Raw genomic sequence first — 22,948 nt, 5'->3', positions numbered from 1 at the left:
TAAAAGAAAATGGCAACGAAATACAAAACCGTCGTCACCACGGCAGGGGTGGCAAAATTTGCGGCAGCCCTCACGCCGGGCGGGAAAAAGGTGAATATTACTGCGATGGCCGTCGGTGATGGCGGCGGTACGCTGCCGCAGCCGGACGCCGGGCAGACAAAACTTATCAATGAGGTCTGGCGCCAGACGCTGAATAAAATCAGCCAGGACAACAGGCATAAAAATTATGTGGTGGCCGAACTGGTCATCCCGCCGGAAACGGGCGGTTTCTGGCTGCGTGAAATGGGACTTTATGACGACACCGGCACACTGGTCGCCGTCGGCAATATGGCAGAAAGCTATAAGCCAGAGCTCGAAGAAGGTTCCGGGCGGGCCCAGACTCTGCGCATGGTGATTATGCTGTCCGATGTTGCCTCTGTTGAGCTGGCTATTGACGGTTCCGTCGTGATGGCCACGCAGGATTATGTGGATGACAAACTTGCGGAGCATGAGCAATCGCGTCGCCATCCCGATGCCACACTGACGGACAAAGGTTTTACCCAGCTCAGCAGCGCCACGGACAGCGCAGCGGAGAACCTTGCCGCCACGCCCAGAGCGGTTAAGGCAGCGTATGACCTTGCCAGTGGCAAATACACGGCACAGGACGCGACCACGGCGCAGAAGGGGCTTGTCCAGTTGAGCAGCGCCACCGATAACGTATCTGAGGCGCTCGCCGCGACGCCGAAAGCGGTTAAGGCGGCGTATGACCTTGCTAACGGAAAATACACGGCACAGGACGCGACCACGGGGCAAAAGGGGCTTGTCCAGTTGAGCAGCGCGACCGATAACGTGTCTGAGGCGCTCGCCGCCACGCCGAAAGCGGTTAAGGCAGCGTATGACCTTGCTAACGGAAAATACACGGCACAGGACGCGACCACGGGGCAAAAGGGGCTTGTCCAGCTCAGCAGCGCGACCGATAACGCGTCTGAGGTGCTCGCGGCCACACCCAGAGCGGTTAAGGCGGCTAATGACAATGCCAATGGCCGGGTTCCGCTCACCCGCAGGGTTAATGGCCGGGAATTATCCGCTGATATCAACGTGACGGCGCAGGATATTTTTAACGGCCAGGCGGTGGCTATCGGCAATGCGGCTGACCTCAACTCGTTTATGACACCGGGGCTGTATTACCAGAATACAAATGATTATGCAGCGGCTGGTGCTAACTACCCGGAAGCTAGTGCTGGTTCACTTGAGGTATATAAACACGCCGGTATTACGCAGATTTACCGTATTTATAATAATTCGCGCAGCTATATCCGTACATACTGGAACAACGTCTGGAGCGCATGGGTTTCCAGTATTGATGCCTCCGGAGGAACCATAAACGGCGAGCTGAATCTTCACCGCGGATTCTGGATATCGGATAAGCAGACCGGCATTACCTTTGGCAATGATGATGCCAGCTTTAACAGTGCCAACATGATGATTAAATCCTGGTATGGGATTGGTTTTTATTCCACGCTCAACGGAAATGAGGGGATGGCGGGCTATATCAATGTCCGAACCGGTCATTTGCAAATGGCCGGGCATATAGTACCCGGCAACTACAGCAATTTCGACGAACGATATTTGCAGGATTTAAGCCCTTATGCAACAACAGCATGGGTCGGCGGTAATTTTGCCGGGGCTTCGTGGGTGGGCACTAATTTCCTGCAAGGAGGCATCAGATTAGCGTCACCAGGCGAAGTAAATAACGGGAATAATGATAATAATTTTGCCTATGCTCCAGCCGGCGCTGTTGTTACTGCGGTGCTGCAAAAGTCAAACTATACAGCAGTACAATATCGTTATATTCAATATAACATTGGTGGGAACTGGTTCACGGCATGGGTGGCTTAATGACAATGCAATCAGGCACATTTAAAAAATATGAACCATTAGAAAAATGGGGAAAATACACACCAGAGGAGGTTGCAACACTTTCCCCCGATGAGCTGGAATTATATTACATCGCAAAATCTCCGGGAATGAATATCGTTTTTCTGAAAGATGAGAATGATAGCGACTGGTATCTATGGCTTAAGACGCTGTCAACTGAAACGCTTAAAATATCATTTAATCCGGATTCAAAAGAAATCGTCCACTTTTCTTATGATGCGAGCACAATATTTCCGGTTAATCAGATTGTGGTGGAAATCGCACCGGAGAATGTGCCGCATGAATTTACCGCTGCGGGAGAAAAAGCAATCGGCGGGGCATTTATTTTTGACGGTGGGAAAATTACTGCCGCACCAGTGGATGATGAGGCAGAAGCCCAACGCAAAAAGCAGGAGCGGTTAACTCAGGCAAATAACATGATTGCGACACTTCAGGATGCTGTTGAACTGGGTATTGCCACCGACAGCGAAAAAACGTTGTTAACGGAGTGGAAGACATACCGGGTGGTACTGAACCGGATCCGGCCGGAGGATGCCCCGGAAATCGACTGGCCGGAGTTACCGGCATAATCACAGCGGGCAGACGCCCGCTTTTTTTTGTTTGCTGTTGTCCCTCACGCCCGCCAACCCTGATAAATAGCTCCGCACCCGCGCAGCCCGGACAATAACACTCACCCCAACCCCACGGAGTTAAACGGATGAGTGATTATCATCATGGCGTGCAGGTCGTCGAAATCAACGACGGCACGCGCGTCATTTCCACGGTCTCGACCGCCATTGTCGGCATGGTCTGTACCGCCAGCGATGCCGATGCCGCGACCTTTCCCCTTAACGAGCCGGTGCTGATTACCAGTGTACAAAGCGCCATCGCAAAGGCCGGTAAAAAAGGCACGCTGGCGGCATCATTACAGGCCATCGCCGACCAGGCAAAACCGGTGATTGTCGTTGTGCGCGTTGCCGAGGGCACCGGCGACGATGAAGAGGCGGCGCTCGCGCAGACCATTTCCAACATCATCGGCACCACGGACGAGAACGGCAAATACACCGGCCTGAAAGCGCTGCTGACCGCCGAGGCGGTGACCGGCGTAAAACCCCGCATCCTCGGTGTACCGGGTTTCGATACACTCCAGGTGGCGACCGCGCTTGCGCCCGTTTGCCAGAAGCTGCGCGCATTCGGCTACGTCAGCGCGTGGGGCTGCAAAACCCTCTCTGATGCCATCCGATACCGCGACAATTTCAGCCAGCGTGAGCTCATGGTTATCTGGCCGGATTTTCTCGCCTGGGACACCGTGAAAAATGCGACCACCACGGCATACGCCACCGCCCGCGCCCTCGGTCTGCGCGCGTACATCGACCAGTCGGTCGGCTGGCATAAAACCCTGTCTAACGTCGGCGTCAACGGTGTGACCGGCGTCAGTGCGTCGGTGTTCTGGGATTTGCAGGAGCCCGGCACCGATGCCGACCTGCTTAACGAGGCGGGTGTGACCACGCTTATCCGCAAGGACGGTTTTCGCTTCTGGGGCAACCGCACCTGCTCCGATGACCCGCTTTTCCTGTTTGAGAACTACACCCGCACGGCGCAGGTTATCGCTGACACGATGGCCGAAGCGCACATGTGGGCGGTGGATAAGCCGATCACCGCGACGCTGATCCGCGACATCGTGGATGGCATCAACGCCAAATTCCGTGAGCTGAAAAGTAACAGCTACATTGTGGATGCGACCTGCTGGTTTGACGAGGACGCCAACGACGCGGAAACCCTGAAAGCCGGGAAACTGTATATCGATTATGACTATACGCCGGTTCCCCCACTGGAAAATCTGACCCTGCGCCAGCGCATCACCGATAAATATCTGGCGACGCTGGTTTCCTCAGTAAACAGCAATTAAGGAGCCTGACTGAATGGCAATGCCACGCAAGCTGAAATACATGAATGTGTTTCTCAATGGCTACAGCTATCAGGGTATCGCGAAGTCGATCACTCTGCCGAAGCTGACGCGCAAGCTCGAAAACTATCGCGGGGCGGGGATGAACGGCGTCGCGCCGGTTGACCTCGGTCTCGATGATGATGCCCTGTCGATGGAATGGTCGCTCGGCGGTTTCCCGGATCCGGTTATCTGGGAGCTGTACGGCGCAACCGGCGTTGATGCCGTGCCGGTGCGTTTTGCCGGTTCCTTCCAGCGCGACGACACCGGCGAAACGGTCGCCGTTGAAGTGGTGATGCGTGGCCGTCAGAAAGAAATCGACACCGGCGAGAACAAACCCGGCGAAGACACCGAAGCGAAAATTTCGGTCGTCTGTACCTATTTCAAACTGACGATGGACGGCAGGGAGCTGGTTGAAATCGACACCCTCAACATGGTGGAGAAGGTCAACGGCACCGACCGGCTGGAACAGCACCGCCGCAATATCGGCCTGTAATTTTCACCCCGGCCGGTGCGCTGGCCGGTTCATCCTGAAACCCGGTTAAGAAGAGAAAATTATGAATAACGACAACGTGATCACCCTGGAAAATCCTGTTCAGCGCGGCGGGCAGACTATCGACACCATCACCCTGATTAAACCGAATGCCGGAACGCTGCGCGGTGTCAGCCTTGCTGCGGTGGCTAACTCCGACGTCGATGCCCTGATTAAAGTGCTGCCCCGCGTCACCGCGCCGTCACTGACCGAGCAGGAAGTCGCCGCGCTGGAACTGCCCGACCTTGTGGCGCTGGCGGGTAAGGTGATCGGTTTTTTGTCGCCGAGTTCGGCGCAGTAAATTTCCCCGACACACTCACTGTTGATGACCTGATGGCGGATATTGCGGTGATTTTTCACTGGCCGCCCTCAGAGCTCTATCTCCTGAGCCTGACAGAGCTCATTACATGGCGAGAAAAAGCCATCCAGCGAAGCGGAAACACGAATGAGTAGTGTGAAATTACAGGTATTACTCAAGGCTGTTGACCAGGCAACCCGCCCGTTAAAATCCATCGACAAGGCCAGCAAGGAACTGGCCGGAGGGATGCGGGCGACGCAAACCACGTTACGTGAGCTCAACAGCCAGGCATCAAAAATAGAGGGTTTTCGCAGGGCCCGCGCACAGCTTGCCGTGACCGGCCAGTCGCTCGAAAAAGCGAAACAGGAGGCCGCCGCGCTGGCCGTGGCATTTAAACAGACCGAAAACCCGACCCGCGCGCAGGCGCAGGCGATGGAGACGGCACGCAAAAGCGCCGCCGCGCTCCAGCTTAAACACAACAGCCTGCGTGAATCCGTGCAGCGTCAGCGGCAGGAGCTCAGCCTTGCCGGGATAAACACCCGCACGCTGGCCGCTGATGAGCGTCGCCTGAAAACCAGTATTGGTGAAACCACGTCACAGCTTAACCGGCAGCGTGAGGCGCTGGCGCGTGTCAGTGCGCAACAGGAGAAACTGAGCCGGGTTAAGCAGCGCTATCAGGCCGGGAAGGCGCTCGCCGGTAACGCGGCAGCGGTGGGCGCGGCAGGGGTGGGAATAGCGACAACCGCCACGCTGGCGGGAACGGCGCTGCTGAAACCGGGCTATGACTTTGCGCAAAAGAACTCGGAGCTTCAGGCGGTGCTTGGCGTGGGTAAAGACTCGGCAGAGATGGCCGCACTGCGCAAACAGGCGCGCCAGCTCGGCGACAACACCGCCGCCTCGGCTGACGATGCCGCCGGGGCGCAAATCATTATCGCCAAAGGCGGTGTCGTGGCAGCGATCGCCGCACGTAACAAACTGACCGCGAGTGTCATTCCGGCGCTGGCCGGGATTCATATCCCGCATATCGACCAGACGCAGGAATCCGACGCCAAATTCCTGACGCGGCTGGCTGACCGGAACGGCGGCGAGGTGTCGGTCAAGGCGGGGAAATTGCTGTTTCTCAAAGCCGGGAATGCCACAACCGCCAGCGGCAGGCCCATTCCGCAGGTGATGATCACCCGCAGTGATGGCGACCGGCACCAGTTTTCGATTGCAGACCGGGGCGCTTATACCGGTGTTACGGCTCAGTGGCTTCATACCAAAGACCCGAAACCGAAAAAAGTGAAGGTGAAGCGCAAGCCCAAAGAGCAGCATTTACGCGCACTACAGCACCCGAAAGCCAAAGCTAAAAAGAAGGAAACTAAAGTCCCGGAAGCCCGCGAGGGAGAATATCTGGCCGGTGAGGCGGATAACGTGTTTGCGCTTACAACGGTGTTCGCCACAAAAGCCCAGGCCATGCGGGCGGCGCAGGCGAAGTGGGACAAGCTACAGCGCGGTGTCGCGGAGTTCTCGATAAATCTGGCCGTCGGGCGTGCCGATCTCTACCCGGAAACGCCGGTGAAAGTCTCAGGGTTTAAGAGCGTCATAGATGAGCAGGCGTGGTTGATTAGTAGGGTGACTCATAACCTCAATAATAATGGCTTCACGACGGGCTTAGAGCTCGAAATAAAGCTTTCTGAGGTTGAGTACGAATCAGAAAATGATGAGTGACACAATTAATTTAACTTTTTGTTATATAAGGTTTTTTGTCGTAAAATTTCGACATTACTCAAACCGTCGAGGTGCTCATTATGTTCCATTGCCCGTTATGCCAACATGCCGCCCATGCGCGTACCAGTCGTTACATGACCGATACCACCAAGGAACGTTATCATCAATGCCAAAACGTTAACTGTAGTGCGACGTTTGTCACGCTGGAGTCAGTACAGCGCTATATCGTGAAGCCTGGCGAAGTGCAGCCAGTCAGACCGCATCCGACTTCATCGGGGCAGCAAACTTTGTGGATGTAATAATAAGCAGAGATCGTCACTCACGTTAGGATTTGCTATTTACCTGATCTTGAGTAGATTGCTTTTTAAGCACTAACCTACTAAATGATGGTCAAAAATGGAAAAAGTAATAATAGAGCTTGATAGGCGCTGGGAGTTGGCTGACTTTGCTGTTTTAACGAAAGAATATCTACAGCTTTACGGCTTCTTTTACTCTTTAAGAGAACGTCAGAAAATTGTTGCCAAACAGCTCCAATCTGGGGGAATACCGAAGGGCTACTCTACTATGCCTTGGGAAGGCGGGCATAGTGTCGTTAATTTTTTTAGAAGTGTTTACAGTAGCACTCCATCTGATTATCGCCCCGTTGTAAAAAAAATACAGTATGCCTCTCCTGGGTTTATAGAACTCTCAGCGCTAACAGATATAGCTTGGCAAGTTGCCGGACTAGTAACGGCAATTGGAGCTAGCATATTGGCTGCTAACAAGGTTGTTGATCAGATTATGCGTACTTATAGGCAACGTGAGTGGGCTAAGCTGAAATCAGAAAAACTACGCTTGGAAAATGAGCAGCTTGAAATAAAAAGAGTCCGTGAAGCCGTTAAAGCACTTGAATCAGTGATGTCACTTAGTGAAGAACAACGAAAAAATCTGGTTTTACTTTCTGGTGCAGACGAACTAGTACAGTTAAAAATGCTCTTAGCGGTCTATAGAAGGGTTCTGCCTCTCGCTGAGCTTCAACAGAGCGGTAAAGCTAATTTTACAAAAGATTAAACGCTGAGATGAAAAGAGCCCTGATGTACTACAGGGCTCTTTGTCGATGTGGTCAATGTGTGGACATTACAAGAAATAAATCCTTTTATTTCATTAAGATAGGTCTGATGCTAAAACACCATCCCTGTCTTCCCCCACATGATGTGGGGGTTTTTTTTATCTATGGCTTACTGTTAAGCCCTGAGCCGCTAACTTACGATAGTGGTAGGAGGCGCTTTTCTATCTAAATTTTACCTTTTATCCTCACTAAACGCGCGGAACCTCATAACACCATTTTTCTCCACATTTTTTTGATATATCATCAAGATGATATGTAGACGACGAGATACATAAACTCTATTGGTGGATTTCGGTAAATGATCGAGAAATTGAGAAATATTAATTTAAAAAAATATAGTTTTTGTTTTATTAAGGGACTGATAGTAGAGGCGTTATGTGTTTCAGTTATAATTTGTTTTTTGAAAATGGTCTTGGGTATCATCGGTGATAGCCCATATGGTATTAATCGACATGAGATGATTAGAATGTACTGGATGTCCGTACCAGTTATTTTTATTTACCTTATCCTTAGGTTGATTAATCTCAGAGTTCTTTTTTCCCTTTATTTAATAGCTTTGGTTTCAGCAATTATTTCGTTTATTAATATGACGAAAATATCACTAACTGATGAACCTCTATCCTTTAATGACATTGTTGCTGGATCCAATATTTCCCTGGCCTCAAAATATCTTTCTGTTGATAATATAATACTTTGTGCCGGCGCGATTCTTACTGGGCTGCTCTTGTTTTTTTTGGATCGGAAATTAAAATCCCCTAAATCTAATAAGCTGGCTGTTATTTTATTTTTGGTGTTTACCACACCTATGTTTTTTTCACCTTATTCAAATGCAATAGGTGGTCTACCGGATTGGATAGTAGAGAATGCAAACAGACTCACCAATAAATATGATGTTTATTATATTTCATGGGATTGGCCTGGCAACGTTAAACGCCATGGATTACCTATGCATCTAATTCAGACTAGCGTTCGTCGTTCAGCTCCTGGATTAAAAAAAGATAACGTCAAAGAGTACCTATCTCTGCGTACTACATATGCTAAAAGTGAACCCGGGAAGAAGACGGTAATATTTATTTTGTGTGAATCTTGTTGGTACGATGATAATAATTTTAAAGACCTTTATCAGCCCCTTATGGATAATGGCTTTACGGCCATGCGGGCAACATCTCCACACTATGGTGCAGGCACAGCTAACATTGAATTTGAAATGCTTACCGGCTTACCAAGCACGAGTCAGCATCTTTCTGGTATCATTTACCAGGAGTACGTTGATATTTTTAAGGATAATACCGAGTCTTTTGCTAGCGCCTTAAAACGTAAAAATTACTATGCATTTGCAGCCCATAACAATAACCGATCATTCTGGCGCAGAGGTGATGTCTACCGTAAATTTGGTTTTGATGAATTTGTCGATATAACTCAAATGGGTGACGTGCCAGTCGAAATTGCAAAAAATAAGAAGTCTTGGCAGTGGCAAACAGATGACATTGTACTTTACCGCTCAGCATTAAAAATGCTTCGAGAGAAGCAGGGAAAACCCATTTTTATGAATCTCATTACCATGGGTACTCATGGTCCTTTTCCACATCTCAATGATTCTGGTGAAACCGTTTATAAATATGAAGTGGCAGAATCTATCTCCCGTTTGACTGATTTTGCTCAACAGGTACAGGAGATAGATAAAGACGCGGTGATTATTGTTTATGGTGACCATAAACCAGCGCTTAATAAATATTTTTATGAACATAATGTACTTCCACATAATTTGTTCTCTGCTACTGGCAGCAAGGATGAGGATTTTACTTTTAAAACTAATGCTACCCCATTAGACCTTGGTGATGTTCCTGTTTTTGTTAAATCCAGCGATCAGAATGCCGTTGCAAAATTTGTACAGGACGCTAATAAGAAACCCTATTTCTGCGTGGCTGCACTTGCGGATAAATATTTTATAAGTTCAGGTATGTTCTCCGTTAATTATACACAGAGACACGGTTGCCAGGATCCGCTATATAGTGACCATAGTGGGTACCTTGACCTGATAAACAGTGTACCTTCATGGGTTTATGCCGTTTCATTGTTTGAAAATGTAAAAGAATAAAATGGCCCGGGATTGATTGTCTGTGGTGACCAGGCAATCAATCCCTGACAGGTCAACGCTATTCCTCCTGCAATGCACTGCACTATCAAACAATCTTACGCTTACTCATACTATCCCCACCGATGCCATCCGTTATAATTCCCGCACGGCAAAGCAGGAGCATTTATGAATCAATCCTATGGGCGGCTGATTACCAGGGCGGCAGTCGCGGCGACCGTCATGGCATCGTCACTACTGTTAATTAAAATTTTTGCATGGTGGTTCACCGGGTCGGTCAGCATACTGGCGGCGTTGGTGGATTCTTTGGTGGATATTGCGGCATCGTTGACCAACCTGTTAGTGGTGCGTTACTCGTTGCAGCCCGCTGATGAAGAACACACTTTCGGGCATGGTAAAGCGGAGTCGTTGGCCGCACTGGCGCAAAGTATGTTTATTTCTGGCTCGGCGCTGTTTCTGTTTTTGACCGGTATCCAGCATCTGGCCAGCCCCGAACCGCTTCGTGCTGCCGGGATTGGTATTACCGTCACGCTAGTAGCGTTATTCAGTACTGTGATATTAGTCACTTTTCAGCGCTGGGTGGTAAGTAAAACCCACAGCCAGGCGGTGCGGGCGGATATGCTTCATTATCAGTCTGATGTTATGATGAACGGTGCAATTCTCATCGCGCTTGGTCTGTCCTGGTACGGTTGGCGCCGTGCTGATGCGCTGTTTGCACTGGGGATCGGCAGCTATATTCTGTATAGCGCGTTACGCATGGGGTATGAAGCGGTTCAGGCGTTGCTTGACAGAGCGTTACCCGACGAAGAGCGCCGGGAGATTATTGATATCGTCATTGCCTGGCCCGGCGTTAGCGGCGCGCACGATCTTCGCACGCGGCAGTCAGGACCGACCCGCTTTATTCAAATACATTTAGAAATGGACGATAATTTGCCGTTGGTTCAGGCGCATATCGTGGCTGAGCAGGTAGAGTTAGCCATTTTGCAACGTTTTCCGGGATCGGATGTGATTATTCACCTGGATCCCTGCTCAGTCGTCCCTCAGGGACGTTAAGCGCAACAGTGCATTCGTATTTCAATGTAAAAAAATGAGCCAGACCCGTTTTTGTGTATAAATTACCGCCAGTTGGGCTGACCTGAATCAATTCAGCAAGCAGTGATTGATATACTATTTGCAGCATAGTTGTTCGCTCCCGTGGGGAGTCGCTTCGGGCCACAGAATTTATTTTGCATTCCTAGTTCAGAGGTAGTCATGATTAAAAAAATCGGTGTGTTGACAAGTGGCGGTGATGCGCCAGGCATGAATGCCGCGATCCGCGGGGTCGTCCGTGCCGCATTAACAGAAGGTCTGGAAGTTGCTGGTATCTATGATGGTTACCTCGGCCTGTACGAAGACCGCATGATTCAACTCGACCGCTACAGCGTGTCGGATATGATCAACCGCGGCGGTACCTTCCTCGGCTCTGCTCGCTTCCCTGAGTTTCGCGAAGAGCATGTCCGTGCCGTGGCTATTGAGAACATGAAAAAGCGCGGCATTGACGCCCTGGTTGTTATTGGCGGCGATGGTTCTTACATGGGTGCCAAGCGCCTGACAGAAATGGGTTTTCCGTGCATTGGTCTACCGGGCACCATCGATAACGACGTTGCGGGAACGGACTACACCATCGGTTATTTCACCGCGCTGCAAACCGTCGTTGAAGCGATAGACCGCCTGCGTGACACCTCTTCTTCCCACCAGCGCATCTCCATCGTTGAAGTGATGGGCCGTTACTGCGGTGACCTGACTCTGGCTGCGGCAATTGCTGGCGGCTGTGAGTTTATTGTTCTGCCGGAAGTAGAATTCAACCGCGAAGATCTGGTGTCAGAAATCAAAGCCGGTATCGCCAAAGGTAAAAAACATGCGATTGTGGCGATCACTGAGCATATCTGCGACATTGACGAGCTGGCGAAATACATCGAAAGCGAAACACAGCGCGAAACGCGTGCGACCGTTCTCGGCCACATTCAACGCGGCGGTTCTCCGGTGCCTTACGATCGCATTCTGGCATCCCGTATGGGTTCTTACGCTATTGAATTGCTGCTGCAGGGCTTTGGCGGTCGCTGCGTCGGTATCCAGAACGAAAAAATGGTTCACCACGACATTATCGACGCTATTGAGAACATGAAGCGTCCGTTCAAAGGCGACTGGCTGGACTGCGCGAAGAAACTTTATTAATCGTGCGAAACGTCCTCACAGTGAGGGCGTTTTTTTAGATTTATTTATTCCTCATAGTTATAGCCAATCTTTTTTTATTCTTTAATCATTGATTATCTTTCTGGCAGGCTGGTTTTATCAAAATAGATAACCAAAGAGAGTGGGCGATGAATAAATGGGGCGTAGGGATTACTTTACTGCTGGCTTCCACCAGCGTTCTGGCTAAGGACATCCAGTTATTAAACGTGTCTTACGATCCAACGCGTGAGTTGTACGAACAGTACAACAAAGCGTTTAGCGCACACTGGAAGCAAGAGACCGGCGATAATGTTGTGATCCGTCAATCTCACGGTGGCTCTGGTAAACAGGCGACCTCGGTGATTAACGGTATTGATGCCGATGTTGTGACACTGGCACTGGCTTATGACGTTGACGCTATCGCTGAACGCGGTCGCATTGATAAAAACTGGATCAAACGCCTACCGGACAACTCCGCGCCATATACCTCAACCATCGTCTTCCTGGTACGTAAAGGCAACCCGAAACAGATTCATGACTGGAACGATCTTGTAAAACCGGGCGTTTCCGTTATTACGCCGAACCCGAAAAGTTCCGGCGGCGCACGCTGGAACTATCTGGCTGCCTGGGGCTACGCTCTGCACCAGAACAATGGCGATCAGGCAAAAGCGCAGGAGTTCGTGAAAGCGCTGTATAAAAACGTTGAAGTGCTGGATTCCGGCGCTCGTGGCGCGACCAGTACCTTTGTTGAACGCGGCATTGGCGATGTGCTGATTGCGTGGGAAAACGAAGCGCTACTGGCAACCAACGAACTGGGAAAAGACAAATTTGAAATTGTGACACCGAGTGAATCGATCCTCGCTGAGCCAACAGTTTCTGTCGTTGATAAAGTTGTCGAGAAAAAAGGCACCGGGAAGGTGGCTGAAGCCTACCTGAAATATCTTTACTCGCCGGAAGGTCAGGAGATCGTTGCGAAGAACTTCTATCGCCCGCGTGATCCGCAAATTGCCGCGAAATATGCAAGTGAGTTCCCGAAACTGAAACTCTTTACCATTGATGATGAGTTTGGTGGCTGGGCCAAAGCGCAAAAAGAGCATTTCTCTAACGGCGGTACGTTCGACCAAATTAGCAAACGTTAATCCTCCAGACATTGCCCTCTTTTGAGGGCAATGTTGTTTTTGCGCCTGCGTAAAATCCAGGATTTCCGACTTCACTACTGTTTTGCGCTATCATTCCGGTTCTTTCAGCAAAGGAAGCGGAAATATGAAAACAGTACGTCGTCTTATCATTGCCCTGTTAGTGCTGGTTGTTCTGGCAGGCGCGGGAACTGCATACTGGTTTAAAGGTCGCGGCAATCCGGATGCGTTGCGGCAGATCGTTATCGGGCAATGCCTGCCAAATGCCCGCGAACATAATTCGCCAGCTCCCTGTGCGCAGGTGAATCTGAAAAGTGGTTACGTGCTGATGAAAGATCGCAATGGGCCGCTGCAATTTCTGTTGATGCCGACTTATCGCATCAACGGCATGGAAAGCCCGCTGTTGCTGCAAGTGACAACACCAAACTTCTTCTGGCAGGCGTGGCAATCCCGTGATGTGATGAGCAAACTGCGCGGCAGCGAAGTGCCGGATAATGCTATCTCTCTGACCATCAACTCCCGCACGGGGCGTACACAAAACCACTTTCACATTCACATCTCCTGCCTGCGCCCCGATGTACGTCGGCAGTTAAATGACAATGCAGTGCGTATTAGCAGTCAGTGGCTGCAGTTCCCGGGCGGCTTGCTCGGCCATCAATATTTGGCCCGACGCGTGACGGAAGCTGAGTTGGTGCAACGCAGCCCATTCCTTATGTTGGCGGAGGAAGTCCCGGAAGCAAAAGCACATATGGGGCGTTTTGCACTGGCGATGGCGCGACAGGCTGACGGTTCGTTTGTGCTACTGGCAACCGGGCGTAATCTGCTGGCGCTTAATCGTGCTTCTGCGGAGGAAATTCAGGATCATCAATGCGATATCCTCAAATAACCCCACTATAATTCGCGTTTACTCAACGTGTCTGTCGCCGTAGACTTGCTGAAAAAATCTACAGGAGACAGGCATGTCGCTCTGGCTTACTCACCCTCTGTTCCTTTCCTCGTTAATTGTCGGCATCACCATTGTACTGTGGGCAACCTCGCTGTTACCGGAGTTTATTACTGCGTTGTTGTTCTTTATGGCCGCTATGGTGGCGAAAATCGCGCCGCCGGAAGTGGTCTTCGCCGGATTTGCCTCTTCGGCATTCTGGCTGGTATTCAGTGGTTTTGTGCTGGGGGTGGCGATTCGTAAAACGGGGTTAGCGGATCGGGCGGCGAGAGCGCTGTCATTGAGGCTGACGACGTCATGGCTGCAAATGGTCGCCAGCGTCGTACTGTTGAGTTATGCGCTGGCTTTTGTCATGCCGTCGAATATGGGACGCATCGCGCTGTTGATGCCGATTGTTGCGGCAATGGCGGCACGCGCCGGTATCAACGAGGGTACCCGGTCATGGTACGGATTGGCGCTGGCGGTCGGCTTTGGGACATTTCAGCTGTCGGCGACAATTCTGCCCGCCAACGTCCCCAATCTGGTGATGAGCGGCGCGGCGGAAGGCTCATATGGTATTCATCTCAATTATCTTCCTTACTTACTATTGCACACGCCGGTGCTGGGCATTCTGAAAGGATTGATCCTGATTGGCCTGATCTGCTGGCTGTTTCCAGGGCAGCCTCAGGTGCCGCGTGAAGAGGCAATTTCTGCGCCAATTAGCCGGGAAGAGAAACGGCTGGCGTGGCTGCTGGCTTTAGTGCTGACGATGTGGGTGACGGAGAGCTGGCACGGTATTGGTCCAGCGTGGATCGGGTTGGCGGCGGCCTGTGTAACCCTGCTTCCTGGCATCGGCTTTATCAATGGCGACGAGTTTTCTACCGGGGTGAATATCCGCACCTGTATCTACGTTGCCGGAATTTTGGGCTTAGCAATCACGGTGACGCAAACCGGTATCGGTAGTGCGGTCGGGGAGGCGTTGCTGAGGGTAATGCCGCTCGATCCGGCTAACCCATTCACCAGTTTTCTTGCGCTGACGGGCATCACTACGGCACTCAATTTCATCATGACAGCCAACGGTGTTCCGGCGCTGTTTACTACACTGGCGCAGAGTTTTTCTGACGCGACCGGGTTCCCGCTGCTGTCGGTCATTATGATTCAGGTGCTGGGTTACTCTACACCGCTGTTGCCGTATCAGGCGTCGCCGATTGTGGTGGCAATGGCGCTCGGGAAAGTGCCTGCTCGAGCGGGAATACTGCTCTGTCTGGCACTGGTAGTGGTGACGTATCTGGCGCTGTTACCGCTGGACTATGCGTGGTTTCGCGTACTGGGGAGATTGTAAGAAAAACCCTCTCCCAATAGGGAGAGGGTAAAAAGCATTATGCCTGTTTTGCTGCTTCAGCTGCTTTGACGATCACTGCGAAAGCATCAGCTTTCAGGGACGCGCCACCAACCAGTGCACCGTCGATGTCCGGCTGGGTGAACAGCTCTGCGGCGTTACCGGCATTCACGGAACCGCCGTACTGAATGATTACTTGCTCAGCCACTTTAGCGTCTGCTTTAGCAATGTGGTCACGGATAAATTTGTGCACTGCCTGCGCCTGCGCCGGAGTCGCGGATTTGCCGGTACCGATCGCCCAAACCGGTTCGTAGGCAATCACTGCGCCTTCGAACGCGCTCGCGCCCTGGGTTTTCAGCACGGCGTCGATCTGGCGTGCGCATACTTCCTCGGTTTTACCCGCTTCGTTTTCTGCTTCTGTTTCACCGATGCACAGTACCGGGATCAGGCCCTGCGCTTTCAGTACGGCGAATTTTTTGGCGATGAATTCATCGGATTCTGCGTGGTAAGTACGACGTTCAGAGTGGCCGATGATGATGTATTTTGCGCCGATGTCTTTCAGCATTTCGGCAGAGGTTTCACCGGTGAAAGCACCAGACAGGTTAACGTCGACGTTCTGCGCGCCCAGGATGATGTGGCTACCGTCAGCGGCATGTTTAGCCAGATCCAGGTACATTTCCGGCGGTGCAATCGCGACTGCGCAGCCCGTTACGCCAGCCAGCTCAGTACGCAGGTTTGCAACCAGTTCGTTTACCATGTGGCGGCTGCCGTTCAGTTTCCAGTTACCCATCACTAAAGGATGTCGCATTTTTACTCTCCACGCGCTTGGCGAATTAAGGAATATGGCCGCCCTTCAGGGCAGCATGGTCTGTGAAACAGTATAGAGATTCATCCCCTGAAAGGCTTTGCTTTTTGTCATTTATTGTTATCTTCAAGTGATTCAGATAGCGTCAGCTTAATCGGTTCAACAGCGAAGGTCAGCCCTTTTTCGCCGTTATCTGCTACCACATAACGTACTGCGCCTTCTGTTTCCGCGTAGTACGGTTTGTTTTTGCCGTTATTCAGCAATTTTTGCAGCTTTTGCCCGCTTTGTGTGGTGGTCATCGTCGGGGAAAACGCGCGAATTATCGCCGCCATATACTCCTGGGCTTTCGCTTTCGCCGCTTTTTGCTCTGGACCCTGTACCGGTAGCCAGGTGATTTGCATCGATTTTATTTTCAGCGTACCGCGCTCCAGCGCTGTCGATGCATAAAGGTTGTCGTTGATTTTTGTTGCGGCGCGCGTCAGGCTCGCTTGATCGTTGCGGCTATCGACAGCGCGAAACTCGTTCAGTGCCAGCGTCGGGTTGTCGGTATTAAATTTTTCCCTGAACTGGCTGATCGACTGGTCGAATGTCGGTGCGCCTGGCAGCAGGTAGGGCGCGGTTGCTGTGGCAGGTGTCTCTTCCGCCCAAACAGTGGAGCCGAAGAGCAGCGCTGAGAAGAGCAGCAAAATCGGGTAACGCCATGCTTTCATTACATCGCCCTCTCTAAAGTATGCTCACGATTAAAACGATATCGGGCTGGCTTGTCAAAAACTCCCGCTGCCAGGGTAAACTACGCAGCATTACGATAATAAGGAACCTTACATGGGTATACAGCAGTGGTTGTTTTCGTTTAAAGGGCGCATTGGTCGACGCGACTTTTGGGTCTGGATCATCCTCTGGGTAGTGAGCATGACAGTGTTATTTGCCCTGGCAAACAGCGGAACGCTCGATTTCCAGATGGCCGCGTTTATTCTGGTGTGCCTCATCTGGCCGACGGCCTGCGTAATGGTGAAACGTTTGCACGATCGCGGCCGTCATGGTGCGTGGGGATTGCTGATGGTACTGGCGTGGATGCTGCTTTCCGGCCACTGGGAAGTGCTGAATGGCACGCTGGAGTGGGCGGTGGGACGTCTGATTCCGGTGGTGATTATCGTCATGCTGCTGATCGACCTGGGCGCGTTTGTCGGCACCCAGGGAGAAAACAAATACGGCAAAGAGACGCAGGAAGTGAAGTATCGCTAATTACCAGTAGTGTTCCGCGGTGATATGCCCCGGTCGGCGGCGCAGGTGCTTGGTCATTTGCCGCGAATCTTTAAGGAGTTGTGTGGTATCGCGTACCATCTGCGGGTTGCCACACAGCATCACATGGCTGGTTTCGGTGTTCATCGGCAGCCCGGCGGCTTTTTCCAGCACACCGCTTTCAATTAACGCCGGTACACGTCCGGTCAACGAGCCGGAAATCGTCTCCCGGCTGACTACCGTCTGAATACGCAGTTTCCCTTCATAACGCTGTTGCAGCTCCAGCATCAGCGGCAGGTAGCTGAGATCCGCGGCGTAGCGCACGGCGTGCACCAGTACCAGATTTTTAAAGCGTTGCAGATCCTTGCCTTCCTGCAAAATCGACAGATATGGCCCTATGGCGGTACCGGTGGCCAGCATCCATAGCGTTTCGCAGTCCGGTACTTCCTCAAGCACAAAGAAACCGGCGGCTTCGCTGACAATTTGCACCTCGTCTCCCGGTTGCAGGGCCGCCAGGCGTGGGCTCAGTTTGCCTTCCGGTACGGTGACAAGATAGAACTCAAGGTCGGGGTTACTCGGCGCATTGACGTAGGAGTAAGCGCGCTGAACGCGCTCGCCGTCAATTTCCAGACCAAGCTTGGCAAACTGCCCGGCAGTGAAGGGTTGAACGGGGGCATGAACGGTGAGGCTAAAGAGTGCATCGGTCCAGAACTGCACCTTAATGACTTTTCCTGTTACCCATTCCGCCATGGTTTTCTCCTGTTCAGTTGTGTTGCCTTATCTTCGTGCCTGTGGTGGGAGATTTCCAGCCCATGCGGGCTGGAAAGCTCAATTGAACAAATAGCCTTACAGGATGTGGCGTTGCACATCCGGGTCTTTGCGATCGAGGTAGTGGATGGACTGAATGCGGCGAATCGTGCGCGATTTCCCGCGGATCAGCAGCGTTTCTGTGGTGGCGATATTACCTTTGCGAGTAATGCCATCCAGCAGATCGCCTTTCGTGATGCCAGTTGCCGCAAAAATCACATTATCGCTACGCGCCATATCGTCCAGACGCAGCACGTTGCCCGCCTGAATGCCCATGCCATGGCAGCGTTTCAGCTCTTGCTCGCCGATGCGGCGGTTCTCTTCGCTGTCACCTTTAACCTGATGGCGTGCCAGTAAACGTCCCTGCATGTCTCCATCCAGCGCACGGATCACCGCTGCGGAAACCACACCTTCTGGCGCGCCGCCGATACCGTACAGCACATCGACTTCGCTATCCGGCATACAGGTAAGAATAGATGCCGCCACATCGCCGTCGGGAATGGCAAAAACGCGCACGCCGAGCTTTTGCATCTCTGCGATCGTTGCGTCATGTCGCGGTTTGGCAAGGATGGTGACCGTCAGTTCAGCCAGTGGCTTGTTCAGCGCGTCAGCGACATTGCGCAGGTTATCCGCCAGCGGCAGATTGAGATCGATAGCGCCTTTTGCGCCCGGGCCGACAATCAGCTTTTCCATGTACATATCCGGCGCATTCAGGAAGCAGCCCTTATCGCCGACAGCCAGTACCGCCAGCGCATTTGCCTGGCCCATTGCTGTCATGCGTGTGCCTTCAATAGGATCGACCGCGATATCCACGGCGTCGCCTTTTCCTGTGCCGACTTTTTCACCGATAAACAGCATTGGCGCTTCATCGATCTCCCCTTCGCCAATGACGATGGTACCGTCAATGTCGACATTGTTGAGCATGATGCGCATAGCGTTCACCGCTGCGCCGTCCGCCGTGTTTTTATCGCCACGTCCCAGCCATTTGTAGCCAGCCAGCGCCGCAGCCTCGGTAACGCGGGAGAATTCGATGGCAAGTTCTCGTCTCATAACACACTCTGTAGTGAAAGAAATTGCGCAAAGTTTATCACAGGGAGAGGGGCGAGAGGATTGATCCCCTCCCCCAAACGGGAGAGGGGAGAGGAGGCAGGATTACTCGTCGTGTTCTTCCCACGCCAGCGCGCGTTTAACGGCTTTTTTCCAGCCGCTGTAACGGTAGTTGCGCTCGGTGGTTTCGATGCCAGGGCGGAATTCGCGTTCAATGACCGCTTTTTCCTGCAATTCATCGAGATTCTGCCAGAAGCCGACCGCCAGACCAGCAAGATAAGCCGCGCCCAGCGCCGTCACTTCGCGCACTTCCGGGCGCTCTACGCGGGTGCCCAGAATGTCGGACTGGAACTGCATCAGGAAGTTGTTGGCCACCGCGCCGCCATCTACACGCAGCGCGTGCAGACGAATACCAGAATCTGCCTGCATCGCTTCCAGAACATCACGCGTCTGATAGGCGATCGATTCCAGCGTGGCGCGAATGATGTGGTTAGCGTTCACACCACGCGTCAGGCCGAAGATTGCGCCGCGTGCGTAGGGATCCCAGTAGGGTGCGCCGAGGCCAGTAAAGGCAGGAACCACGTACACGCCGTTGGTGTCCTTCACTTTGGTAGCGAAGTATTCAGAGTCGAATGCATCGCTGATCAGCTTCATTTCATCACGTAACCACTGGATAGAAGCCCCCGCCATAAAGACTGCGCCTTCCAGCGCATAGTTCACTTCGCCTTTCGGGCCGCAGCCGATGGTGGTCAGCAGACCGTGCTCAGATTTTACCGCTTTTTCGCCGGTGTTCATCAGCATAAAACAGCCGGTACCATAGGTATTTTTCGCCATCCCTTCTTTCACGCACAGTTGGCCAAACAGGGCGGCCTGCTGGTCGCCGGCGATCCCGGCGATAGGAATACGCGTACCGCCTTTACCACCAATGTTGGTCTGACCGTACACTTCTGAAGACTTGCGCACTTCCGGCAGCATGGCACGCGGGATATCCAGCGCATCCAGCATTTTGTCATCCCAGTCCAGCGCGTGGATGTTGAACAGCATGGTACGCGAAGCGTTGGTGTAATCGGTTACGTGAACGCGGCCCTGCGTCATTTTCCAGATAAGCCAGGTATCCACGGTGCCGAACAGCAGTTCGCCGCGCTTCGCACGTTCACGAGAGCCTTCAACGTGATCGAGGATCCACTTCACTTTGGTGCCGGAGAAGTACGGGTCAATCACCAGGCCGGTGGTGTTGCGCACATACTCTTCCATACCGTCGCGTTTGAGCTGCTCGCAAATCTCGGCAGTACGACGGCACTGCCAGACAATTGCGTTGTAGATTGGTTTGCCGGTTTCGCGTTCCCAGACGATGGCTGTTTCACGCTGGTTGGTAATACCGATGGCGGCGATTTCGTCGGAGTTAATGTCTGCTTTCGCTAACACTTCGACCAACGTCGAGCTTTGCGATGCCCAGATTTCCATGGGATCGTGCTCAACCCAACCTGGTTTCGGGTAAATTTGTTCAAATTCGCGCTGTGAAACGCTGATGATGTTGGCATCGTGATCCATCACAACTGCGCGGGAGCTGGTAGTACCCTGGTCGAGCGCAACGATATATTTTTTGTTAGTCATGGTTAGAGTCCCGTAGTCACGTTACAGCGAAGCTTTTTGTTGAGTAGTTGAGGCAGTGCCTTTTTCTTCCGCCGCCTCACTGGTTCCTGACGGCAGATGACAGCCAATCAGTTTACGATAACCGAACGCGCCGAGCGCTGCGCCTACGATCGGCCCGAACAGCGGGACGAGGAAGTAGGGAATATCTTTGCCGCCAGTAAAGGCAACATCGCCCCAGCCTGCCAGCCAGGCGAAAGTTTTCGGGCCGATATCACGTGCCGGGTTCATGGCGAAGCCTGTCAGTGGCCCCATCGACGCACCGATAACCGCAATCAGCAGGCCAATCAGCAGGGGTGCCAGCGGCCCGCGTGGAATGCCGTTGCCATCATCGCCCAGCGCCATGATGACGCCCATCAGAATAGCGGTAATGACCATTTCGACGGCGAAGGCCTGCCCAAAGTTGATGTGCGGGTTAGGGTAGGTTGAAAAGATACCCGCTAAATCAAGGCTTTCTATACTGCCCCGCACCATATTGTGCGTGTGTTCAAAGTCGAGGAAAAGGTTGTAGTAAAGCCCGTAAACAAGTGCCGCTGCGCAAAACGCGCCGGCAAACTGCGAAATGATGAAGGGAACCACTTTGCGCCCATCAAAACTGGCGAAGAGCCATAGTGCGATCGTTACCGCGGGGTTAAGATGCGCGCCGGAAACGCCTGCAGTCAGGTAGATGGCCATAGCCACACCAAGACCCCAGATGATGCTGATTTCCCACTGGCCGAAGGTGGCGCCTGCTACTTTCAGTGCTGCGACACACCCGACACCGAAAAAAATCAACAACCCGGTTCCGAGAAACTCGGCGATGCACTGGCCTTTTAAGGTTGATGTCTGACTCATAATCGGATCCTGCTAAAGAGTAATGGTTATTGTTAGCATGGGGCCAACGTCTCCCATGATGTCGTGTAGACATAGTGTTAATTTATCGTTAACGAGCAAAAACGAGAAATATCGAAATTAAAATGTGTGTGCTGCGTCAATAAAATGAGCGTTTTCGCGCTAATTGGGGTGTTTTTGTGCCATATCGAAATGTGAGCTGAATCATTTTTGTAACCTCATTATTAACAATGTAAAGACGCGCACCGCTATTGCACCAGGATGAGGACGAAAAGTGTTGCAAAGCGCAAACAGCGTGGCTCCGCGCTGGACAGGGGCTGGCGTGATTCATACAATCGGAGGCAAGCGAAATGCGCTCATTTTATTAAGGCGTCGCCGGTATTAGGGACGAAGGTTTACCTATCAACGCCTTGCAACTCAGGAGAGGTATGACAATGTCATTAGAAGTGTTCGAGAAACTGGAAGCGAAAGTGCAGCAGGCGATTGATACCATCACGCTGTTGCAGATGGAAATCGAAGAGTTGAAAGAAAAGAACAATAGTCTGGCCCAGGACATTCAGGCTGCACAGAATAGCCGTGAAGAACTGGAGCGCGAAAATAACCAGTTGAAAGAGCAGCAGCATGGCTGGCAGGAGCGTTTGCAGGCACTGCTGGGCCGCATGGAAGAAGTCTGATTACACTCGTTATCTTTCGCACTGTAGCGGTGTTGGCTGCGCGCATTCATTCCAGTCCGGCTATCTATGCTACCGGGGATCATTTGCTTGATGCCTTGCTACAACACGAAATCATTCGGATCGGATAAGCGAAGCGTTGTCTGACGCAAGAAAGAAGAAGGGTGCCTGATGGCACCCTTCTGTTTATTCAATATCGAGAGGATCTTCGGAAAGGATAATGCCGGTATTGTCGGCATACAGATGGTCGCCAGAGAAGAAAGTGACACCGCCGAAATTGACGCGCACGTCGCTTTCACCAATGCCCTCACCTGCTGCGCCAACCGGAATAGCGGCAATCGCCTGGATGCCGATATCCAGCTCTTCCAGATCGTCAACCTGGCGCACTGCGCCATAAACCACAATGCCTTCCCACTCGTTTTGCACCGCGGTGCGTGCGAGATCGGCGTCGATTAACGCGCGACGCATAGAACCACCACCGTCGACCAGCAAGACACGACCACGGCCATTTTGTTCGAGCAGATCGTACAGCAACCCGTTATCCTCGAAACATTTCACCGTGATGATTTGTCCCCCAAAAGACGACCGACCGCCAAAATTGGAGAATAGCGGCTCTACAACGTTGATCTCTTCCTGGTAGATGTCACAAAGCTCAGAAGTATCGTATTTCATAGGATTAACGTTCAGTTGATGCGAGAAACGTTAG

The 22,948-nt window shown here is 52.1% G+C and carries 24 protein-coding genes; 17 read left to right on the top strand and 7 right to left on the bottom strand.

Going from position 1 to position 22,948, the window contains the following annotated elements; translation table 11 throughout:
• Positions 1-9: 9 nt before the first annotated feature.
• The 15 genes from BM427_RS25825 to BM427_RS22265 all read left to right on the top strand — a co-directional run bounded on the left by BM427_RS25825 (position 10) and on the right by BM427_RS22265 (position 15,195).
• Positions 10-1,878: a tail fiber protein gene (locus BM427_RS25825; protein WP_217647358.1), complete on the top strand. Its 1,869-nt coding sequence runs from the start codon at positions 10-12 to the stop codon at positions 1,876-1,878.
• A complete protein-coding gene (locus tag BM427_RS22330; RefSeq protein ID WP_167518544.1) occupies positions 1,878-2,486 on the top strand; it encodes a tail fiber assembly protein in 609 nt (202 codons plus the stop codon). The genes BM427_RS25825 and BM427_RS22330 overlap by 1 nt, the downstream gene beginning before the upstream one ends.
• Positions 2,487-2,614: 128 nt before the next feature.
• Positions 2,615-3,805 carry a phage tail sheath protein gene (locus BM427_RS22325; protein ID WP_090126076.1) on the top strand — a complete coding sequence of 397 codons (1,191 nt, stop codon included), beginning with the start codon at positions 2,615-2,617 and terminating at the stop codon, positions 3,803-3,805.
• A 13-nt stretch (positions 3,806-3,818) separates the two neighbouring features.
• Positions 3,819-4,337, top strand: a complete 519-nt coding sequence (locus BM427_RS22320; protein WP_090126073.1) for a phage major tail tube protein — start codon at positions 3,819-3,821, stop codon at positions 4,335-4,337.
• Positions 4,338-4,398: 61 nt separating this feature from the next.
• A complete protein-coding gene (locus tag BM427_RS22315) occupies positions 4,399-4,674 on the top strand; it encodes a phage tail assembly protein (protein ID WP_090126070.1) in 276 nt (91 codons plus the stop codon).
• A gap of 32 nt (positions 4,675-4,706) precedes the next feature.
• Positions 4,707-4,826 carry a GpE family phage tail protein gene (locus tag BM427_RS22310; protein WP_090126067.1) on the top strand — a complete coding sequence of 40 codons (120 nt, stop codon included), beginning with the start codon at positions 4,707-4,709 and terminating at the stop codon, positions 4,824-4,826.
• On the top strand, positions 4,819-6,381 hold the full coding sequence (locus tag BM427_RS22305; RefSeq protein WP_090126064.1) for a phage tail tape measure protein: 1,563 nt from the start codon (positions 4,819-4,821) through the stop codon (positions 6,379-6,381). Before BM427_RS22310 ends, BM427_RS22305 begins: the two co-directional genes overlap by 8 nt.
• Positions 6,382-6,461: 80 nt before the next feature.
• Positions 6,462-6,680, top strand: coding sequence for a DNA-binding transcriptional regulator (locus BM427_RS22300; protein ID WP_090126061.1), 219 nt, complete (start codon positions 6,462-6,464; stop codon positions 6,678-6,680).
• A gap of 97 nt (positions 6,681-6,777) precedes the next feature.
• Entirely contained in the window at positions 6,778-7,431 is a 654-nt protein-coding gene (locus tag BM427_RS22295) for a hypothetical protein (RefSeq protein ID WP_090126058.1), read from the top strand.
• Between the two features lie 356 nt (positions 7,432-7,787).
• On the top strand, positions 7,788-9,587 hold the full coding sequence (locus BM427_RS22290; RefSeq protein WP_090126055.1) for an LTA synthase family protein: 1,800 nt from the start codon (positions 7,788-7,790) through the stop codon (positions 9,585-9,587).
• A 165-nt stretch (positions 9,588-9,752) separates the two neighbouring features.
• The gene (fieF, locus tag BM427_RS22285; RefSeq protein WP_090126052.1) at positions 9,753-10,637 is read left to right on the top strand and encodes a CDF family cation-efflux transporter FieF; all 885 of its coding nucleotides are present in this window, start codon (positions 9,753-9,755) and stop codon (positions 10,635-10,637) included.
• Between the two features lie 198 nt (positions 10,638-10,835).
• Positions 10,836-11,798, top strand: a complete 963-nt coding sequence (pfkA, locus tag BM427_RS22280) for a 6-phosphofructokinase (RefSeq protein WP_090126049.1) — start codon at positions 10,836-10,838, stop codon at positions 11,796-11,798.
• A 146-nt stretch (positions 11,799-11,944) separates the two neighbouring features.
• The gene (locus BM427_RS22275) at positions 11,945-12,934 is read left to right on the top strand and encodes a sulfate ABC transporter substrate-binding protein (protein ID WP_090126046.1); all 990 of its coding nucleotides are present in this window, start codon (positions 11,945-11,947) and stop codon (positions 12,932-12,934) included.
• A 124-nt stretch (positions 12,935-13,058) separates the two neighbouring features.
• Positions 13,059-13,817 carry a CDP-diacylglycerol diphosphatase gene (locus tag BM427_RS22270; RefSeq protein WP_090126043.1) on the top strand — a complete coding sequence of 253 codons (759 nt, stop codon included), beginning with the start codon at positions 13,059-13,061 and terminating at the stop codon, positions 13,815-13,817.
• Positions 13,818-13,890: 73 nt separating this feature from the next.
• On the top strand, positions 13,891-15,195 hold the full coding sequence (locus BM427_RS22265; protein WP_090126040.1) for an SLC13 family permease: 1,305 nt from the start codon (positions 13,891-13,893) through the stop codon (positions 15,193-15,195).
• A 37-nt stretch (positions 15,196-15,232) separates the two neighbouring features.
• Here the strand turns inward: BM427_RS22265 and tpiA are convergent, their stop codons facing one another.
• A complete protein-coding gene (gene tpiA / locus BM427_RS22260) occupies positions 15,233-16,000 on the bottom strand; it encodes a triose-phosphate isomerase (protein WP_007369238.1) in 768 nt (255 codons plus the stop codon).
• Positions 16,001-16,107: 107 nt separating this feature from the next.
• Positions 16,108-16,707, bottom strand: a complete 600-nt coding sequence (locus BM427_RS22255) for a DUF1454 family protein (RefSeq protein ID WP_090126037.1) — start codon at positions 16,705-16,707, stop codon at positions 16,108-16,110.
• A 112-nt stretch (positions 16,708-16,819) separates the two neighbouring features.
• On the opposite strand from BM427_RS22255, the gene BM427_RS22250 reads away from it, so the two are divergent.
• A complete protein-coding gene (locus BM427_RS22250; RefSeq protein ID WP_090126034.1) occupies positions 16,820-17,239 on the top strand; it encodes a DUF805 domain-containing protein in 420 nt (139 codons plus the stop codon).
• Here the strand turns inward: BM427_RS22250 and fpr are convergent, their stop codons facing one another.
• The 4 genes from fpr to BM427_RS22230 form a co-directional block, all read right to left on the bottom strand.
• Entirely contained in the window at positions 17,240-17,986 is a 747-nt protein-coding gene (fpr, locus tag BM427_RS22245) for a ferredoxin--NADP(+) reductase (protein WP_090126031.1), read from the bottom strand. It lies immediately after the preceding gene.
• A 96-nt stretch (positions 17,987-18,082) separates the two neighbouring features.
• A complete protein-coding gene (glpX, locus tag BM427_RS22240; RefSeq protein WP_090126028.1) occupies positions 18,083-19,093 on the bottom strand; it encodes a class II fructose-bisphosphatase in 1,011 nt (336 codons plus the stop codon).
• Positions 19,094-19,195: 102 nt separating this feature from the next.
• Positions 19,196-20,704: a glycerol kinase GlpK gene (gene glpK, locus BM427_RS22235; RefSeq protein WP_090126022.1), complete on the bottom strand. Its 1,509-nt coding sequence runs from the start codon at positions 20,702-20,704 to the stop codon at positions 19,196-19,198.
• A gap of 21 nt (positions 20,705-20,725) precedes the next feature.
• A complete protein-coding gene (locus tag BM427_RS22230) occupies positions 20,726-21,574 on the bottom strand; it encodes an MIP/aquaporin family protein (RefSeq protein WP_090126019.1) in 849 nt (282 codons plus the stop codon).
• 425 nt (positions 21,575-21,999) lie between these two features.
• Here BM427_RS22230 and zapB point away from each other — a divergent pair, with 425 nt between their 5' ends.
• Positions 22,000-22,245, top strand: coding sequence for a septal ring assembly protein ZapB (gene zapB, locus BM427_RS22225; RefSeq protein ID WP_090126017.1), 246 nt, complete (start codon positions 22,000-22,002; stop codon positions 22,243-22,245).
• A 183-nt stretch (positions 22,246-22,428) separates the two neighbouring features.
• On the opposite strand, the gene rraA is transcribed toward zapB, so the two are convergent.
• A complete protein-coding gene (rraA, locus tag BM427_RS22220) occupies positions 22,429-22,914 on the bottom strand; it encodes a ribonuclease E activity regulator RraA (RefSeq protein ID WP_007369230.1) in 486 nt (161 codons plus the stop codon).
• Positions 22,915-22,948: the final 34 nt, after the last annotated feature.

Source organism: Kosakonia arachidis, assembly GCF_900116535.1.
In the GTDB taxonomy this organism is placed as follows: domain Bacteria; phylum Pseudomonadota; class Gammaproteobacteria; order Enterobacterales; family Enterobacteriaceae; genus Kosakonia; species Kosakonia arachidis.
The sequence above is the reverse complement of the archived record's forward strand: the minus strand, read 5'-3'. Positions and strand labels throughout refer to the sequence as shown.

What these genes read in the sequence shown, in the direction of transcription:
- BM427_RS25825 (WP_217647358.1), top strand. Translation starts at nt 10, where the DNA reads ATGGCAACGAAATACAAAACCGTCGTCACCACGGCAGGGGTGGCAAAA.
- BM427_RS22330 (WP_167518544.1), top strand. Translation starts at nt 1,878, where the DNA reads ATGACAATGCAATCAGGCACATTTAAAAAATATGAACCATTAGAAAAA.
- BM427_RS22325 (WP_090126076.1), top strand. Translation starts at nt 2,615, where the DNA reads ATGAGTGATTATCATCATGGCGTGCAGGTCGTCGAAATCAACGACGGC.
- BM427_RS22320 (WP_090126073.1), top strand. Translation starts at nt 3,819, where the DNA reads ATGGCAATGCCACGCAAGCTGAAATACATGAATGTGTTTCTCAATGGC.
- BM427_RS22315 (WP_090126070.1), top strand. Translation starts at nt 4,399, where the DNA reads ATGAATAACGACAACGTGATCACCCTGGAAAATCCTGTTCAGCGCGGC.
- BM427_RS22310 (WP_090126067.1), top strand. Translation starts at nt 4,707, where the DNA reads ATGGCGGATATTGCGGTGATTTTTCACTGGCCGCCCTCAGAGCTCTAT.
- BM427_RS22305 (WP_090126064.1), top strand. Translation starts at nt 4,819, where the DNA reads ATGAGTAGTGTGAAATTACAGGTATTACTCAAGGCTGTTGACCAGGCA.
- BM427_RS22300 (WP_090126061.1), top strand. Translation starts at nt 6,462, where the DNA reads ATGTTCCATTGCCCGTTATGCCAACATGCCGCCCATGCGCGTACCAGT.
- BM427_RS22295 (WP_090126058.1), top strand. Translation starts at nt 6,778, where the DNA reads ATGGAAAAAGTAATAATAGAGCTTGATAGGCGCTGGGAGTTGGCTGAC.
- BM427_RS22290 (WP_090126055.1), top strand. Translation starts at nt 7,788, where the DNA reads ATGATCGAGAAATTGAGAAATATTAATTTAAAAAAATATAGTTTTTGT.
- fieF (WP_090126052.1), top strand. Translation starts at nt 9,753, where the DNA reads ATGAATCAATCCTATGGGCGGCTGATTACCAGGGCGGCAGTCGCGGCG.
- pfkA (WP_090126049.1), top strand. Translation starts at nt 10,836, where the DNA reads ATGATTAAAAAAATCGGTGTGTTGACAAGTGGCGGTGATGCGCCAGGC.
- BM427_RS22275 (WP_090126046.1), top strand. Translation starts at nt 11,945, where the DNA reads ATGAATAAATGGGGCGTAGGGATTACTTTACTGCTGGCTTCCACCAGC.
- BM427_RS22270 (WP_090126043.1), top strand. Translation starts at nt 13,059, where the DNA reads ATGAAAACAGTACGTCGTCTTATCATTGCCCTGTTAGTGCTGGTTGTT.
- BM427_RS22265 (WP_090126040.1), top strand. Translation starts at nt 13,891, where the DNA reads ATGTCGCTCTGGCTTACTCACCCTCTGTTCCTTTCCTCGTTAATTGTC.
- tpiA (WP_007369238.1), bottom strand. Translation starts at nt 16,000, where the DNA reads ATGCGACATCCTTTAGTGATGGGTAACTGGAAACTGAACGGCAGCCGC.
- BM427_RS22255 (WP_090126037.1), bottom strand. Translation starts at nt 16,707, where the DNA reads ATGAAAGCATGGCGTTACCCGATTTTGCTGCTCTTCTCAGCGCTGCTC.
- BM427_RS22250 (WP_090126034.1), top strand. Translation starts at nt 16,820, where the DNA reads ATGGGTATACAGCAGTGGTTGTTTTCGTTTAAAGGGCGCATTGGTCGA.
- fpr (WP_090126031.1), bottom strand. Translation starts at nt 17,986, where the DNA reads ATGGCGGAATGGGTAACAGGAAAAGTCATTAAGGTGCAGTTCTGGACC.
- glpX (WP_090126028.1), bottom strand. Translation starts at nt 19,093, where the DNA reads ATGAGACGAGAACTTGCCATCGAATTCTCCCGCGTTACCGAGGCTGCG.
- glpK (WP_090126022.1), bottom strand. Translation starts at nt 20,704, where the DNA reads ATGACTAACAAAAAATATATCGTTGCGCTCGACCAGGGTACTACCAGC.
- BM427_RS22230 (WP_090126019.1), bottom strand. Translation starts at nt 21,574, where the DNA reads ATGAGTCAGACATCAACCTTAAAAGGCCAGTGCATCGCCGAGTTTCTC.
- zapB (WP_090126017.1), top strand. Translation starts at nt 22,000, where the DNA reads ATGACAATGTCATTAGAAGTGTTCGAGAAACTGGAAGCGAAAGTGCAG.
- rraA (WP_007369230.1), bottom strand. Translation starts at nt 22,914, where the DNA reads ATGAAATACGATACTTCTGAGCTTTGTGACATCTACCAGGAAGAGATC.